The organism is Labrenzia sp. C1B70, from assembly GCF_000475395.1.
Lineage (GTDB): Bacteria > Pseudomonadota > Alphaproteobacteria > Rhizobiales > Stappiaceae > Roseibium > Roseibium algicola.
On sequence record NZ_AXCE01000004.1, the window covers coordinates 48943 to 64000 of the forward strand.

A 15058-nucleotide genomic window follows, 5' to 3' on the forward strand; every position below is an offset into this window, starting at 1 on the left:
CGGGACGCCCGATTTTATTTACGCTTTACTGATGGTCATCCCGCCATCTGCGCTTCGCGAACGGCGTATTCGATCTCCTGAACGAGGCCGTCCTCCAGACCAAGCCGGGCAGCGAGCATCTGCAGGTAGGCCTTTTCCGCCGGATGATCCGGATCGATGGCAAGACGCGACGCGGCGTATATTTCGGCCGCAGTCTCCTCACAGGTTGCACTGGCCACGACCTTGTCCAGATCAAGCGGCGAGCGCAATTCGTCCATCAGGAACGCCTTCGCCTCGCTGTCCAGTCCGGCCTCGTCGATCTTGTCGAAAATCCGGTCCTGTTCGTCGCGATCAATATGACCGTCGGCCTTTGCGGCGGAGATCATTGCCGTCAACAAAGCGATTGCGGCCTGATGTTCGCCGCCCGGATGCTCACACGGATCGAAGGCGGTGCCGCGCGGTGCTTCCAGCGGGATCGGATCATCGGCCGGATACTGTGGACGCGGTGCATTCTGCTGATTGGCCTTGTGGCCCTGGTATGCCTTGTAGGCAAGGCCGGCAACCAGTGCGAGGCCGCCGTAGGTGACTGCCTTCTTGCCGAGCTTGCGTCCGCTCTTGCTGCCAAGCATGAGACCGGCCAGGCTGCCGAGTGCCAGACCGCCACCCTGGGACGACAGAAAATCCTTGCCCTGGGACAGGAGATCACCGGATCCACCCTTGCGGGCAGTCCCGCGCTGGCCGGATTGACCACCGCCCTGGGTCCCCAGAAACTGATCCAGCAAGGATTTTGCGTCGAACATATTCGGCTCCTTAAAATTGCCGCGTGAAGCGGCTTAAATCACGGTTGCACTATCAAATGGGATTTTCTGCAAGGGACGCAAGTTTGCGTTACACTCGGTCACACTTCTCCAATCCACAATGCTTGTCTTCCAGGCAACAACGAGAACAATCTTGAACTTCCTCGCCTCAGTCCGCAGTCTTTCCCTACGATGCTGCCTCATCGCCGGGACCTTGGGGAGCGGGAGTGCGCATGCCCTGTCGCTGAACGACGAGGCCGATACCTACCGCAAGATCTGGCAGGAGGATCTGCTGAGCGCCTATTCGCGCACGCTTGCCGATGCAGGCGAAAGCACGACCGGTAATCTTTATGCCTTCAACATCAAGGGCTGCTCGCGTGAAGACGCGCCCGGAAGCCTGCTGTACATCCATGCGATCCAGGACCGTGGCCAGCCGCGCGGCAGCGAGTTTCCGACCTATGTGTTCACCTCGGGAACAAGGCAGGACAAACCGGAACTCGCATTCAAGACCTTTGCGGGAAAACGGATCTATCTCTCCGACACGATCACCTGTGAACCGGAGCGATGTCTTCTCTCGGGCAAGACCGGGTTTTCCGATGTCTGCCTGGCGGACCCGTACGGCAACCCGGCACCGGATCTCAAAGGCCTGCGCAAGGATTTCTGGACCGATCTCATGGGCTGGCTGGGGCTTTGAGCGGTCATTTCAGCGGCAGCAGATTGTCGTCCTTCAGTGTTTCCATGGCAATGGACGAGCGCACATGATGGACCGCCTCCTGAGGCAGTAGCTCGTCGTTGATGATGTGGCTGAGCGCCTTCAGGTCCGGCACCACGATCTTCAGCATGTAATCGACATCGCCGGTCAGCGTGTGGGCCTCCTGCACTTCCGGCATGGCGGTCACCATGTTGCGAAACTTGCGGGCGTTTTCCCTGGAATGCGCGCCAAGTGTCACGCCGACATAGGCCGTCACCATCAGTCCCAGGGCTTCCGGATCCAGTGCCGCCCGGTACCGGCGGATGATACCCGCTTCTTCCAGTTTCTGCCGCCGCCTGGAAACCTGGCTTGCGGACAGGCCGATCACGTCACCCAACTCGGCATTGGTGAGGGCGGCATTGTTCTGCAAGGCGGCAAGCAACTTCACATCAAAGCCATCCAGCGCAATCGTCATGCGTCACTCCGAAATATCCTGCATGTTTCGTGCATCATCTTACGCGAAAACACGTGGATTGCACACACACTGCGCGCCCTTCACGGCATTCTGGCTGCAATGACCCGTTTTACCGAGGAGGACTTTCATGGGACCGTTCCCGCACGACGCGCCGCCGGCACAGATCACGTCTGAAAATCCGGCAGGGACCGATGGCTTCGAATTTGTCGAATTCGCCCATCCGGAACCGGAAAAGCTGGACGAACTGTTCCGCAAGATGGGCTACCTCCCCGTTGCAAAGCACAAGAGCAAGAACATCACGCTCTATCGCCAGGGTGACGTCACATACGTGCTGAATGCCGAACCGGGCAGCTTCGGCATGAAGTTCGTGGACACGCACGGCCCGTGCGCGCCTGCCATGGCCTGGCGCGTCGTCGATGCGCAAAAGGCGTTCGAGCATGCGGTTGCCAAAGGTGCGACGCCTTATGAAGGCGACGACAAGACCCTGGACGTTCCGGCAATTGTCGGCATCGGCGGCTCGCTGCTTTATTTCGTGGATACCTACGGCGCCAAAGGCTCGGCCTATTCCAGGGAATTCAACTGGCTGGGCGAATTCGACCCCAAGCCGCAGGGCGTCGGTTTCTATTATCTCGACCACCTCACCCACAACGTCTATCGCGGCAACATGGACAAGTGGTGGGACTTCTACCGCGACCTGTTCAACTTCAAGCAGATCCATTTCTTCGACATCGACGGTCGGATCACCGGTCTCGTCAGCCGCGCGATCACCAGCCCTTGCGGCAAGATCCGTATTCCGCTGAACGAATCCAAGGACGATACCAGCCAGATCGAGGAATACCTGAAGAAGTACAACGGCGAAGGCATCCAGCACATTGCTGTCGGCACGGACAACATCTACCAGAGCACGGACCTTCTGGCGGACAACGGCCTGAAATTCATGCCCGGCCCGCCGGAAACCTATTACGAGATGTCCCATGCCCGGGTGAACGGCCATGACGAGCCGATCGAGCGGATGAAGCGCCACGGCATCCTGATCGATGGTGAGGGTGTGATCGACGGCGGCATGACCAAGATCCTGCTGCAGATCTTCTCCAAGACCGTGATCGGCCCGATCTTCTTCGAGTTCATCCAGCGCAAGGGTGACGAAGGATTTGGCGAAGGCAATTTCCGCGCCCTGTTCGAATCGATCGAGGAAGACCAGATCCGCCGCGGCGTCATCAAGACTGAAGCAGCCGAATAATCCCACTTGCAGGTTGCTTCTGAAAGGCCGCTGTCCTTCGGGAAAGCGGCCTTTGTTTTGCCCTGCGGGCCAGATTATTCTTTTTCCGATGCAGCAAAGCCCGGACCCGGCTCAGGACTTGATCTTGTTTGCACGGCCCGAAGGAGTGGCCGCCCTGCCAAGCGACATGCCCCAGGGGAACACGAAAAGTCACGCCATTTCCGGGTGTTGCGCCTCGCTGACAGCGCGATCCGGGGTTTCAGCGGGTATCAATGGAAAAAAATCTTGAGCGTCCTTGGCCGGATTAATCCCGTCTTTTCAATACGATAACGACACCCTGAAGTAGAAACTTGAAAAATTTCACGTGAATCACGTTTTTCCAAGGAACGATTCCATGCGGAACGGGTTTTACATACAGAGGCTGCCGAGTAGGCCCTCTGTTGCATTGTCTAAGCACAAACTCTTTATACCTCCGCACCCCCATGCGGAGGTTTTTTTTGCCTTGGCGCGGGCTGTGTGCGCGACCTCCGCAGGCGGGTATTCCCGTTCGTACCGTCAGACATCAGACAGCGTTCATGTTCGCCATGACCGCCTTTGCGCCGATTTGCTTCAGGAAGGCCTGCGGATCGAACGCGACCTTGCGGTATTCGTCTGCAATCCGGGCTTTTGCCTCCAGAAAGACCTCTTCGTTCTGCCATTCGACAAAGGTGACGAATTTTGCCATCCCCTCGCCGGAAGGCTGCTCAAGCACAAGGTTCTGGCGGCACCCTTCAATGTTCTGAAGCAGGCCGCGAATGACATTGAGCCGTTCCAGCAGAACGTCGCGCGCCTCAAGCGGCACTTCAAAGCGGTCAACGCGGTAGATAGGCCGGGATTCCGTGTCCGATTTCATGCTTTTCTCCTTGGGATTTGAAAGGAGAAAAAGCTCTACAACCTCAACTTAAATTGAGGTCAAGCGGATATTCGAACTGGCTGGCGGGAAGGGCAGCTCAGCCCTTCACCTTCGCTTCCAGCACGTCCCAGACCATGCCAGCCACATCCGGTCCGCCGAGATTGCGGATGGCGCGGATGCCGGTGGGGGCGGTGACGTTGATTTCTGTCAGGTTGCCGTCGATGACATCGATCCCCACCAGGATCAGGCCCTTCTCCTTCAGCGAAGGCCCGAGGCGCGCACAGATCTCGCGTTCGCGCTCGGTCAGCTCACTGTCGGTCGGCGCACCGCCGCGCACCATGTTGGAGCGCAGGTCGCCCGCGGCCGGAACGCGGTTGACCGCACCGGCGAACTGGCCATCAACCAGCAGGATGCGTTTGTCGCCGTGCTTCACATTGGGCAGGAACTGCTGGATGACCCAGGGCTCGCGGAAGGTCGCGGCAAAGAAGTCGTAGAGCGAACCGTAGTTGAGGTCATCCTGGGTGATGCGGAAGACAGCCGCGCCACCATGGCCGAACAGCGGCTTCATGACGATGTCGCCGTATTCCTTCCGGAACAGATCGATTTCCGACTTGTCCTTGGTGATCAGGGTCGGCGGCATCAGGTCGGCGAATTCGGTCACGAACAGCTTTTCCGGCGCGTTGCGAACGGCTGCAGGATCGTTGACCACCAGAGTGTCCGGATGGATCTTTTCCAGAATATGGGTCGCGGCGATGTAGGAGAGGTCAAACGGCGGATCCTGGCGCATCAGCACCACGTCCATCTCGCGCATGTTGAACCGGCTCTTTTCACCCAATGTGAAGTGATCACCCTTCACATCGCGCACTTCGATCGGCTCCAGTGCGCAGAACACTTCGTCACCGCGCATCGCCAGACGGTCGGGCGTGTAGTGATAAAGTTCATGTCCGCGAGACTGTGCTTCCAGCATCATTGCGAAGGCGCTGTCGCCGGCAATGTTGATGGACGAAACATGGTCCATCTGGACCGCAACTTTCAAAGCCATGAGGCAACTCCCGGCGGGCGGCGCCGCTTGAGCGCCTTTGGGATTTTCAGAACGATTGGTCCAGATATGCGGTGCGCAGTCGGCTTTGTCCAGAGGGGGAGGTCAGAAGGATCCGAGTTCGGTTCCTGTGGCTCCGGGCACCGGCAAATGAGGTGAAGTCTCTCGGCCATAGTCAGCGTCACCCCGGCGACCGACGGGAGACCCGGGGCCTGCTCGTTTCAAGAGCGCTCGCAAGGTGGCGCAAACATCCGGGGCATTGAGACCACTGTGAGCAAGCAGGGCAGCGAGCACGCCCCGGATCCGCGCTGCGCTTGTCCGGCGTGACGCCGAAGGTGAATATCTCGGCAGCCGAAAAATTGCGCCCCGAACTACTCCCAGGCCTGAAACGCATTCACGATCCGCTCGGGCAACGCGCGGGGCCGGACGACGATAATATCGAAGCGCAGGGTGAAGAACCCGGCCTTCGGGTGTTCCGTGACGAAGATCTTCGCGGCACGCGAGATGCGCTTCTGGCTGGCGGGCGTGACGGCTTCCAGCGCCGCCTGCCGCGATTTGCGGGCCTTGACCTCGATGAAGGCGACTGTCTTGCGCCGCTTGGCGATGAGGTCGATCTCGCCAGCCTTTGTCTTGTATCGGCGCTTGAGAATGCGCCAGCCGGTGAGGCGCAGGTACCAGGCGGCAAGGGTTTCGGCAGAAAGGCCCAGGGCATGTGCCCGGCGGCGGCGATCGGTTTCTGCCGGTTGCCTTCCGGCTCCGCCGGGACGACGTGCCATCAGGCGTCGTCCGCCTTCAGTTCCAGCGCGCGTTTATAGACCTCGTTGCGGTCAAGCCCCGTCGCTTTCGAGATTTTCTTGGCCGCGGCACTGACCGGCATTTCGGTGAGCGCCTCACTCAGCAAGGCATCCAGATCGTCCACCTCGGCTTCCGGCTTGTCTTCCGGCGGACCGACGAGAATGACGATTTCACCCTTGACCTGCCGGCCCTCGAACCGGGTGCCCAGATCTTCCAGAGTGCCACGCTCGAAGGTTTCGAACCGCTTGGTCAGCTCGCGCGCAACGACGGCTTCGCGGCCGGGGCCGAGCAGTTCCGCCATCAGCGCCAGGGTCGCGGCGGTGCGGTGGGGCGATTCAAAGAAAATCAGCGTCGAAGGCACCTTGGCCAGCTCTTCCAGCCGCCGGGACTTCGGGCCTCCCTTTTGAGGCAGGAAGCCGGCGAAAAGCACCGTGTCGCTCGGCAGACCCGCGGCGACAAGGCCAGCCAGCGGCGCCGACGCACCGGGGATCGGGATGACTTTATGCCCTTCTGCGACCACATCACGCACCAGCCGGTAGCCCGGGTCGGAAACCAGAGGCGTGCCAGCATCGGACACCAGCGCCACGGCGCGGCCGTCAGCCAGAGCTTCCAGGATCTTCGGCCGCTGCTTGTCGGCATTGTGTTCGTGATAGGGGAGAAGCGGCGTCTTCAGCGAAAACCGCTGGGTGAGCGTTGCCGTGACCCGCGTATCCTCGCAAGCGATTACGCTTGCTGCAGCAAGCGTTTCCAGGGCCCTGACGGTGATATCACCGAGGTTGCCGATCGGCGTGGACACGATGTAGAGCGCGGGTTCCAGATTGGGTGCAGTGAAGACATGTTCGGAGAGGCTGTAGCGGTTCTTGTCCGCAGCCGGCCCGGCTGTTTCCTTGACCATGTTGCCTTTCCTCTTGTCCGCCGCGAATAGCAGCATCGGCCCCGTTTGCGCCCTTGCGCTAGCCTTTCAGTACAACCGATGCAAGGCAAATCCACCGTTGATCGGGCCGATATGCCATTGAAAGGCCACTAAATCTTTACAGGCCTGTAGCGAATACGTAAGTCTTTCCCAAAGGGTGAACCAACAAATATGGCAAGTGCAAGACGGGGCGACATCGTGCAACAGCACAGACGTGTTTTCTTGAAAACGGCGCTGGCTGGAGCCAGTACGATGTTGCTGGGTGGCTGCATGGGGTCCACGCTCGGCTCTCTGCCGGGTGACCAGATCCAGCCAAGTGCCCAGCCGCAACCGACTGGTGAAATCATCGGAACGGGCGGGGTGCGCATCGGATTGCTGTTGCCATTGGCAAGTTCCGACGGCAATGCCTCCATCGGTACGGTTTTCAAGAACGCCGCCTCTCTGGCGCTGCAGAACTTCCCGAGCGCGGATGTGCAGTTGCTGGTGAAAGATACCGGCGGCACGTCCGAAGGCGGACGCGCGGCAGCGCAGGCTGCCATTTCGGAAGGCGCGGAACTGATCCTTGGCCCGGTGTTCTCACCGGCGGTATCCGGCGCTGCGCAGGCTGCGCGGGCAACCGGCGTTCCGGTCATTGCCTTCTCTACCGACACCTCCGTCGCATCCCGGGGCGTCTATCTGCTCAGCTTCCTGCCGGAAAGCGACGTGAAACGGGTCGTCGGCTATGCCAACAGCCAGAAGAGACATTCCTATACCGCCCTGATCCCCGAAGGCTCCTATGGTGCCATCGTCGAGGCGGCGTTCCGCCAGGAAGTCGGCCGCGGAGCAGGCAGGATCGCATCGATCCAGCGCTATTCCATGAACGGATCGGACACATCCGATCTTGTTGCCAAGACCACGGCGCTGAAATCGGTTCTGAACAATGCAGACGCCCTGTTCGTACCGGCCGGGGGCGGTGTGCCGGCAGTTGTCGTGCAGACCCTGGTCAGCCAGGGCGCCAATCTGGGCAATGTGAAATTGCTCGGTACCGGACAGTGGGATTCTCCCCAGGTCAAGAACAACCCGGTGCTTGCCGGTGCCTGGTTCGCCGGGCCGGAGGACAAGGGTTTCCTGGCCTTTGCCCAACGCTACCAGAGCATCTATGGCTCCGCGCCGCCGCGCAATGCCAGCCTGGTCTATGACGGTGTCACGCTGGCCGCGGGTCTGATCCGCTCCGCCGGACAGCAGCGCTTCCAGCAAAACATCATCACCAACCGCGATGGCTTCATCGGCATTGACGGATTGTTCCGCTTCCAATCCAATGGCCTCAACCAGCGGGGCCTTGCCGTCTACCAGATCACCGGGCAGGGCACACAGGTGATTTCTCCGGCACCACGGGATTTCCGCACCGGATTCTGATCTTATCCGCCGACACCCTAGGAGTGCTGAGTTAAGATGCTGAGCGGCAAACAGATCGTCCTGATCATCAGCGGCGGTATCGCTGCCTACAAGTCCCTTGACCTGATCCGCAGGCTGAAGGAACGCGGCGCCCGGGTGATCCCGGTGATGACGAAGGGCGCGCAAGAATTCATCACGCCTCTGGCTGCCGGGGCTCTGGCCGCAGAAACCGTCTTCACCGACCTGTTCGACCGGCAGGCCGAGCACGACGTCGGCCACATCCGCCTGGCCCGCGACCATGACCTGATCCTGATAGCGCCTGCCACCGCCGATCTGATGGCCAAGATGGCCCACGGGATTGCCGACGATCTGGCGACAGCGGTGCTGCTGGCAACCGACAAGCCTGTTCTGGTTGCCCCTGCCATGAACCCGAAGATGTGGCAGCATGAGGCGACCAAGCGTAACCGGACGATACTCAAGGCGCGTGGCATTGCCTTTTGCGGCCCAGCATCCGGCGAAATGGCGGAAAGGGGCGAAGCCGGTACCGGCCGGATGAGCGAGCCGCTGGAGATCGTGGCAGCTGCCGAGGCCGTGCTGCGGGAAGAAGCGATCCGGGCCGGCAGTCTGCCGCTTGCCGGAAAACATGTTCTGATAACCTCAGGCCCGACCCATGAGCCGATCGACCCCGTCCGCTACATTGCCAACCGGTCTTCCGGCAAGCAGGGCCATGCGCTAGCCCGCGCCGCCTATGAAGCGGGCGCTCGGGTAACGCTGGTGTCCGGCCCGGTAACACTGCCGGATCCGGCCAATATCCATGTCATCCACGTGGAGTCCGCTTCCGCGATGCTAAAGGCGGTGGAAGGCAATCTGCCGGCGGATATCGCCATCATGGCCGCCGCCGTCGCCGACTGGCGTGTCGCGAGCGAGGGGGCCCAGAAGATCAAGAAGGATGGGACCGGCAAACCGCCCGCGCTGGAGCTGACGGAAAACCCGGACATTCTGGCGACTGTCGGTCATCATCCGGACCTGAGGCCAAAGTTGCTGATCGGCTTTGCCGCCGAGACGCAAAACCTGATCGACAATGCCCGTGGCAAGCTGGAACGCAAGAAGGCCGACTGGATTATCGCGAACGACGTCAGTCCGCAGACAGGCATCATGGGCGGCGACGCCAACACCATTCGGGTCGTCAGCCGTGACGGCGTCGAAGACTGGCCGGAAATGGACAAGGGTGAGGTAGCCCGCAGGATCATCGCCCGCGCAGCCGAGGCGCTCGGCTCGGACTGAGCCGAGCCAAACTGTTTCACAAACGTACGCGATGAAGGACGGGTGTTTCTGCCCGGCAGCTTTCTGCCTTTTTTCACCGAAACCGTTCTGCAGGCCTGCGCCCCTGCCGGAGCAGGGACGGTCGATGGGGCTGGTCAGGCCGCGAAGCGGAAGTAGCTCATGCTGATGGAGCCGTACTCGTAGCTTCTATGGAGAAGCTGGGCCTTTGCATCCGTTCCGCCTGCGCCAAAGGCGAAGAACAGCGGCAGAAGGTGCTCGTCCGTCGGGTGGTTGCGGCGAAAGTTCGGTGCGCTCTGGATATCGTCGAAATATCCGATCGATCCAGACTTGAGGCCATCGTCCAGCCAGCGGTCGAAATCAGACGCCCACACAGGCGTTGGCGAGCCTTGCGGCCCGAATTCACGCAGGTTGTGCGTGGTGCTGCCGGACCCTGCCAGCAACACGCCCTTGTCCTTGAGCGGTGCCAGCGCCTGGCCAAGGGCATAGACGGATGCGGGCGTGCTGCCGTGCGGCAGCGACATCGCCACGACCGGAATGTCGGCATCCGGATAGGCAAGCGACAGCGGCACCCAGGCCCCGTGATCAAGCCCCCAGTGACTGTCGAGTTCCACATCGTGGCCGGCAGCTTCCAGGAGGCGTGCCGCTTCGTCGACGTGATCCACATCGGCCTTTGCGGGATAGGAGATCTCGTAGAGCGGGCGCGGGAAACCGCGGAAATCATGATAGGTCCGCAGCGGTCCCGGTGCCGACAGCTTCAAACCGTCTGTTTCCCAATGCGCGGACAGGATCAGGATTGCCTTGGGGCGTGGCTGGCTTGCGGCAAAACTCTTCAGGAACCGGCTGGCAGCGGTGTCTTCAAGTGCCAGGGTTGGCGCACCGTGGGCAAAAAAGACGGGCGAAATACGGTTTGGTGTAGCCGTCATGGGACCACTCCTCGGGAGAATTGTTTCTACCCGAGAAGATAAGCTATTCGTCCGGAAGGATTAGACCAGAAAGGGAAGAAGGCTCGTTCGACACATGTGAACAATCCCTGCCTTCGATTTCCACTGTTCAGTCATACCGCTTCCGCTTACGGGAGCGGTATGTGTCCTTGCTTGCCGGTATCAGGCGGGCTTCAGAACGCCTGGCCCAAACCCGCCTGAGCGGCCCTTACCTGTAACCCAGGTTGATCAGCTGAACGCGCCGGTTGATGGCGGCATCCGGCTTGGACGGATCGCGCAGCTGTTCCTCACCCAGGCCCACAGCGAAGAGATAGTCGCCTGGTACGCGGAATGTGGTCACCAGTGCTTCACGCACCGCCTGCGCCCGTTTCAGCGAAAGTTCCAGGTTATATTCGCGTGCACCCTTTGCATCCGTGTGACCGACGATGAAGAAAGTCTGCCCCTGCAGATAAGGCGTGTGCAGGGCATCCGCGATCAGGCCAACGGTTTCATAGGATTCCGGGCGAATGCGCGCGCTGTCGAAATCGAACGTGATTTCCACGTTGAACTGGCGCAGAGAGGCCAGCTTGTCGGCAAGCGGCAAGGTGTTGGGAGCATTTGCACCCGGATATTTCTGGATATTTTCCAGCGCTGCTTTCTGCAGTTCATCGGCCGTAAGATCGACCTTCTGCTGGGCCCCCTGCAGGGAGTTGATGATCTCGTTGCGGCTCAGCTTGGTCTGGGCTGCAAGGCCCGAAGCGGACACGGCGAGAAAGGCGGCCGACAAACCGGCCAGAAGTATCTTGTTCATGAAAAATCTCCCGGTGCCGAGTTAGCGGTAGCCGGCCAGGTCAATGGCCGTGTTGCATTTTTCGCTGACGGAAGGCTGGGCCTTCAGCAGGCAGCGCAGAAGATGGCCCGCACCGGCCTTGACGCCCTTGCAATATTGCGCGGCATCGCGCTGGCACAGTTTGGGCGCTTCCGCCTGGGCCGCCAGCCGTGCCTGAATGAGCGAAGTCACGACCAGACGGTCGGCGTTGCACTTTTCCGAAACCTTGGACTGATTCTGTTCAAGACACTGAGTGATGCCGTTGTTGGCCAGTGTCGCGGACTTGCAATAGGATTCGATGTCCTTGCCACAGCTGGCGGCCAGGATCTTGATGGCGTCGGCATAGCCGACGGTCTGGGCGAAGGCAGCCGGTGCAGCGACCAGCATCAACCCGGTGGTAAATGCAAAAATCAATCGTCTCATGTTGCCAATCTCCCAATCGCTGGCACGTTACGATGCGTCAGAGTGTTTCAGGTGAGGATTACGACTTCAAGTAGATATCTGATTTTCATGCGAAGTTTCGTGAATGCCCGCCAGCCTTGACACGGACCGGCGAATATCGTCACTCGCCAGCAACGCTCACTGCCGGACACTTTCAATGCCTGTTACCCTGGAACTGAAGCGACTGGAGCACGGTCGCGATCTGCCACTGCCCGCCTATCAGTCGGTGCTGGCCGCCGGACTTGACCTTCTGGCAGCCGTTGACGGCAAGATAACCCTTGCACCTGGTGCCCGTGCCCTGGTGCCAACTGGTCTTGCCATGGCTCTGCCCGCCGGCTTTGAGGCTCAGGTTCGCCCCCGGTCAGGCCTTGCCGCCAAACATGGCGTCACCGTCTTGAACACGCCGGGCACCATTGATGCCGACTACCGCGGAGAGGTGAAGGTGATCCTGATCAATCTCGGTGACGACCCCTTCGAGATTTCACGGGGAGACCGGATCGCCCAGATGGTGATTGCACCTGTTCTGCAGGCGGACATTGTCGAAGTCGAGGTCCTCTCGGAGACCGAGCGCGGTTCCGGCGGTTTCGGTTCGACTGGCCGCGCGTGATGTCTGAGCTGATCATATTCGATTGCGACGGCGTTCTGGTCGATACGGAACGCATGGCCAACGCCAACATGGCCGCGATCATCAGCGAGCTTGGCGTTCCGATGACCGGGCCGGATTGTCAGCGCAGGTTCATGGGACGGACACTGGAAGACGTCCAGTCCATGATCGAAGAGCTGACAGCTCAGGTGTTGCCTGCCGACTGGCCGGACCAGGTTCGGCTGCGCGATCTGGAGAGCTTCAAGGCGGGTGTTCCGGCGATCGAAGGCGTCGCCGGCGTGCTGGACGAACTCGACCGGCGCGACGTCGCCTATTGCGTCGGGTCTTCCGGCAAATATGAAAAGATGCGCACAACGCTCGGCAGTTCCGGTCTGCTGCCCCGGCTGGAAGGCCGGCTGTTTTCCGCACAGGACTGCGAGCGCGGCAAGCCCGCGCCGGATGTGTTCCTGCTGGCAGCACGCACCATGGGCCATGCCCCGGAAAACTGTACGGTAATCGAGGACAGCCTGCCCGGCGTTCTGGCAGCCCGGGCAGCGGGCATGGGCGTCTATGCCTTTGTCGAGGATCCCGCTTGCGACCGCGAGGCCATGCAGGGCGCCGGGGCCGTCCTGTTCGAGGCAATGGCGGATCTGCCGGACCTGCTCTTTTCCAAGACCTGAAGCTTTTCTGGAAAAAGGTTTTACCCGCAGGATCGCAAAGGTGCTTTCGGCCCCTTATAACTTGCCGAAACCCGTACTATCTTATCGCTCCGATAGTCGAACGATGCCGGCGGAAGAAGATCCGGCCAACTTGGGAGACCTGCCATGACGATCAAGACCAGTGGTCGCGGAAAAATCTATTCCTCCATCACCGAGACCATCGGCGATACACCGATCGTCCGGCTGGACCGGCTGGCCAAGGCGCACGGTGTCAAGGGCAACCTCCTGGCAAAGCTTGAGTTCTTCAACCCGATTTCCAGCGTCAAGGACCGGATCGGCGTTGCGATGATAGAAGCGATGGAGCAGGCCGGCCAGATCGTTCCGGGCAAGACCACGCTCGTCGAGCCGACCTCCGGCAACACAGGCATCGCGCTGGCATTTGTCGCTGCCGCCAAGGGCTACCGGCTTATCCTGGTAATGCCGGAGACCATGTCGGTGGAACGCCGCAAGATGTTCAAGATCCTGGGCGCCGAGCTGGAATTGACCGAAGGGCCAAAAGGCATGAAGGGCGCAATCGCCCGCGCCGAGGAACTGATCAGCGAAATCGACGGTGCGGTGATGCCACAGCAGTTCGAAAACGCCGCCAACCCTGAAATCCACCGCAACACCACCGCGGAAGAGATCTGGAACGATACCGAAGGCGGTGTTGACGTGTTCGTCTCCGGCATCGGCACCGGCGGCACCATCACCGGCGTTTCCCAGGTGCTGAAGGATCGCAAGCCGGGCCTTCATGTCGTTGCCGTCGAACCGGCCGACAGCCCCGTGCTTTCCGGCGGCCAGCCCGGTCCGCACAAGATCCAGGGCATTGGTGCCGGTTTCGTGCCGGGCGTGCTCGACACCTCCGTCTATGATGAAGTCCAGACCGTCGCCAACGAAGATGCCTTCGCCATGGCCCGGGAAGTGGCAAAGACCGAAGGCCTGCCGGTGGGCATTTCTTCCGGCGCCGCGCTCACCGCTGCCATCCGCGTCGGTCAGCGCGAAGGCATGGAAGGCAAGAACATCGTGGTGATCATTCCGTCCTTCGCAGAACGGTATCTTTCCACGGCGCTGTTCGACGGCCTCTGAGCACCCAGTCGCGAAATTTCACCCCGTCGGCCGGTTCACTCCGGCCGGCGGGGTTTTTCATGTCTTGCGGTGATGCAGAACCCTGCCGATGGTGTTCATGAGAACCTGTGCCGCAAGGGTGCTTGTGGAACCGGTCGGGTCATAGTCCGGCGCAACTTCCACCAGATCGATGCCGACGATGTCGCCCTGTCTTGCCAGACCGTCGAGCAGCTCCAGCACTTCATAATAAAGAAATCCGCCGTGGCTCGGCGTGCCCGTGCCCGGTGCGATGGACGGATCGAAAGCATCGATATCGAGCGTCAGGTAATAGCGCTTGCCGGCTGGTATCCGGGCCAGAAGCGCCTCGGTGCCGAGCTTGCGGGCCTGCCGCACGGACAGGATGTCGGAGCCCATCCTGCGGGCGTCCTCGTAGCCATCGCGCGAGGTGGAGGAGACGTTGCGAATGCCGATCTGCGTCAGGCCGGTGACATAGGGTTTTTCCGCCGCGCGGCGCATGGGGTTGCCATGGCCGTAGCGCACGCCGTGTCGTTCGTCGACGAAATCCAGATGCGCATCGATCTGGACGACGTGGATCGGGTCTTCGCCATCAAAGGCGTTGATGCAGGGAATGTTGACCGAATGATCGCCGCCCAGCACCACCGGCAAGGCACCGGCCTTAAGGATCTTGCGTACGCCGAATTCGATGCGTCTGTGGCTTTCAATCGTGTCCGTATGGACGATATCGGCATCACCCAGATCGACAATGCGGGTGGTTTCCGCCGGCAGGTAGGTGATGTCGTCCTCGAAATCATAAGCACCCGCATGGCCGAAGGAAAACAGCGTCGAGGCCTCCCGGATCGCACGCGGCCCCATACGCGCGCCCGAACGCCACTGGGTGCCGAAGTCGAACGGAGCCCCCATGACGGCAACATCCGCATCGATGGCGTCCCAATCCGGCTGATAGGGATACTTGCCGAAGGTGCAGATGCCGACAAAGGGCAGGTTCAATCGCCCGCTTTCATAACCGTGTGAGGACATTCAAAGGCTCCTGTTGGGGACCGGCC

General features: G+C 60.6%; 17 protein-coding genes. 7 read left to right on the top strand and 10 right to left on the bottom strand.

Going from position 1 to position 15058, the window contains the following annotated elements; translation table 11 throughout:
- Window positions 1–35 precede the first annotated feature (35 nt).
- Window positions 36–779: a tellurite resistance TerB family protein gene (locus tag Q666_RS38495; RefSeq protein WP_023002329.1), complete on the bottom strand. Its 744-nt coding sequence runs from the start codon at window positions 777–779 to the stop codon at window positions 36–38.
- Between the two features lie 151 nt (window positions 780–930).
- Between Q666_RS38495 and Q666_RS38500 the strand changes: the two genes are divergently transcribed.
- Window positions 931–1470, top strand: a complete 540-nt coding sequence (locus Q666_RS38500; RefSeq protein ID WP_145903837.1) for a hypothetical protein — start codon at window positions 931–933, stop codon at window positions 1468–1470.
- A gap of 4 nt (window positions 1471–1474) precedes the next feature.
- Here Q666_RS38500 and Q666_RS38505 read toward each other — a convergent pair whose 3' ends face one another.
- Entirely contained in the window at window positions 1475–1942 is a 468-nt protein-coding gene (locus Q666_RS38505; protein WP_023002331.1) for an Lrp/AsnC family transcriptional regulator, read from the bottom strand.
- Window positions 1943–2069: 127 nt separating this feature from the next.
- Between Q666_RS38505 and hppD the strand changes: the two genes are divergently transcribed.
- On the top strand, window positions 2070–3182 hold the full coding sequence (hppD, locus tag Q666_RS38510; protein WP_023002332.1) for a 4-hydroxyphenylpyruvate dioxygenase: 1113 nt from the start codon (window positions 2070–2072) through the stop codon (window positions 3180–3182).
- Window positions 3183–3723: 541 nt separating this feature from the next.
- On the opposite strand, the gene Q666_RS38515 is transcribed toward hppD, so the two are convergent.
- The 4 genes from Q666_RS38515 to rsmI form a co-directional block, all read right to left on the bottom strand.
- Window positions 3724–4053, bottom strand: coding sequence for a hypothetical protein (locus Q666_RS38515; RefSeq protein WP_023002333.1), 330 nt, complete (start codon window positions 4051–4053; stop codon window positions 3724–3726).
- Between the two features lie 97 nt (window positions 4054–4150).
- The gene (gene gshB / locus Q666_RS38520; protein ID WP_023002334.1) at window positions 4151–5095 is read right to left on the bottom strand and encodes a glutathione synthase; all 945 of its coding nucleotides are present in this window, start codon (window positions 5093–5095) and stop codon (window positions 4151–4153) included.
- A 368-nt stretch (window positions 5096–5463) separates the two neighbouring features.
- A complete protein-coding gene (locus Q666_RS38525; RefSeq protein WP_023002335.1) occupies window positions 5464–5868 on the bottom strand; it encodes a YraN family protein in 405 nt (134 codons plus the stop codon).
- Window positions 5868–6782, bottom strand: a complete 915-nt coding sequence (gene rsmI / locus Q666_RS38530; RefSeq protein WP_031269925.1) for a 16S rRNA (cytidine(1402)-2'-O)-methyltransferase — start codon at window positions 6780–6782, stop codon at window positions 5868–5870. The genes Q666_RS38525 and rsmI overlap by 1 nt, the downstream gene beginning before the upstream one ends.
- Window positions 6783–6971: 189 nt before the next feature.
- Here rsmI and Q666_RS38535 point away from each other — a divergent pair, with 189 nt between their 5' ends.
- Window positions 6972–8195: a penicillin-binding protein activator gene (locus Q666_RS38535; RefSeq protein ID WP_023014453.1), complete on the top strand. Its 1224-nt coding sequence runs from the start codon at window positions 6972–6974 to the stop codon at window positions 8193–8195.
- Between the two features lie 36 nt (window positions 8196–8231).
- Window positions 8232–9458 carry a bifunctional phosphopantothenoylcysteine decarboxylase/phosphopantothenate--cysteine ligase CoaBC gene (gene coaBC / locus Q666_RS38540; protein ID WP_023002338.1) on the top strand — a complete coding sequence of 409 codons (1227 nt, stop codon included), beginning with the start codon at window positions 8232–8234 and terminating at the stop codon, window positions 9456–9458.
- A gap of 134 nt (window positions 9459–9592) precedes the next feature.
- On the opposite strand, the gene Q666_RS38545 is transcribed toward coaBC, so the two are convergent.
- The 3 genes from Q666_RS38545 to Q666_RS38555 all read right to left on the bottom strand — a co-directional run bounded on the left by Q666_RS38545 (window position 9593) and on the right by Q666_RS38555 (window position 11630).
- Window positions 9593–10381 (bottom strand): class III extradiol ring-cleavage dioxygenase, encoded by a 789-nt coding sequence (locus Q666_RS38545; RefSeq protein WP_023002340.1) that lies wholly within the window; start codon window positions 10379–10381, stop codon window positions 9593–9595.
- Window positions 10382–10607: 226 nt separating this feature from the next.
- Window positions 10608–11189: an OmpA family protein gene (locus Q666_RS38550; RefSeq protein WP_023002341.1), complete on the bottom strand. Its 582-nt coding sequence runs from the start codon at window positions 11187–11189 to the stop codon at window positions 10608–10610.
- A 21-nt stretch (window positions 11190–11210) separates the two neighbouring features.
- Window positions 11211–11630 carry a hypothetical protein gene (locus Q666_RS38555; RefSeq protein WP_208992429.1) on the bottom strand — a complete coding sequence of 140 codons (420 nt, stop codon included), beginning with the start codon at window positions 11628–11630 and terminating at the stop codon, window positions 11211–11213.
- A 175-nt stretch (window positions 11631–11805) separates the two neighbouring features.
- Here Q666_RS38555 and dut point away from each other — a divergent pair, with 175 nt between their 5' ends.
- The 3 genes from dut to cysK all read left to right on the top strand — a co-directional run bounded on the left by dut (window position 11806) and on the right by cysK (window position 14015).
- Window positions 11806–12255, top strand: coding sequence for a dUTP diphosphatase (dut, locus tag Q666_RS38560; RefSeq protein ID WP_023002343.1), 450 nt, complete (start codon window positions 11806–11808; stop codon window positions 12253–12255).
- Window positions 12255–12911 (top strand): HAD family hydrolase, encoded by a 657-nt coding sequence (locus Q666_RS38565; RefSeq protein WP_023002344.1) that lies wholly within the window; start codon window positions 12255–12257, stop codon window positions 12909–12911. The genes dut and Q666_RS38565 overlap by 1 nt, the downstream gene beginning before the upstream one ends.
- A 144-nt stretch (window positions 12912–13055) precedes the next feature.
- The gene (gene cysK, locus Q666_RS38570; protein WP_023002345.1) at window positions 13056–14015 is read left to right on the top strand and encodes a cysteine synthase A; all 960 of its coding nucleotides are present in this window, start codon (window positions 13056–13058) and stop codon (window positions 14013–14015) included.
- Window positions 14016–14072: 57 nt separating this feature from the next.
- On the opposite strand, the gene speB is transcribed toward cysK, so the two are convergent.
- Window positions 14073–15032 (bottom strand): agmatinase, encoded by a 960-nt coding sequence (speB, locus tag Q666_RS38575; protein ID WP_023002346.1) that lies wholly within the window; start codon window positions 15030–15032, stop codon window positions 14073–14075.
- Between the last annotated feature and the right edge of the window lie 26 nt (window positions 15033–15058).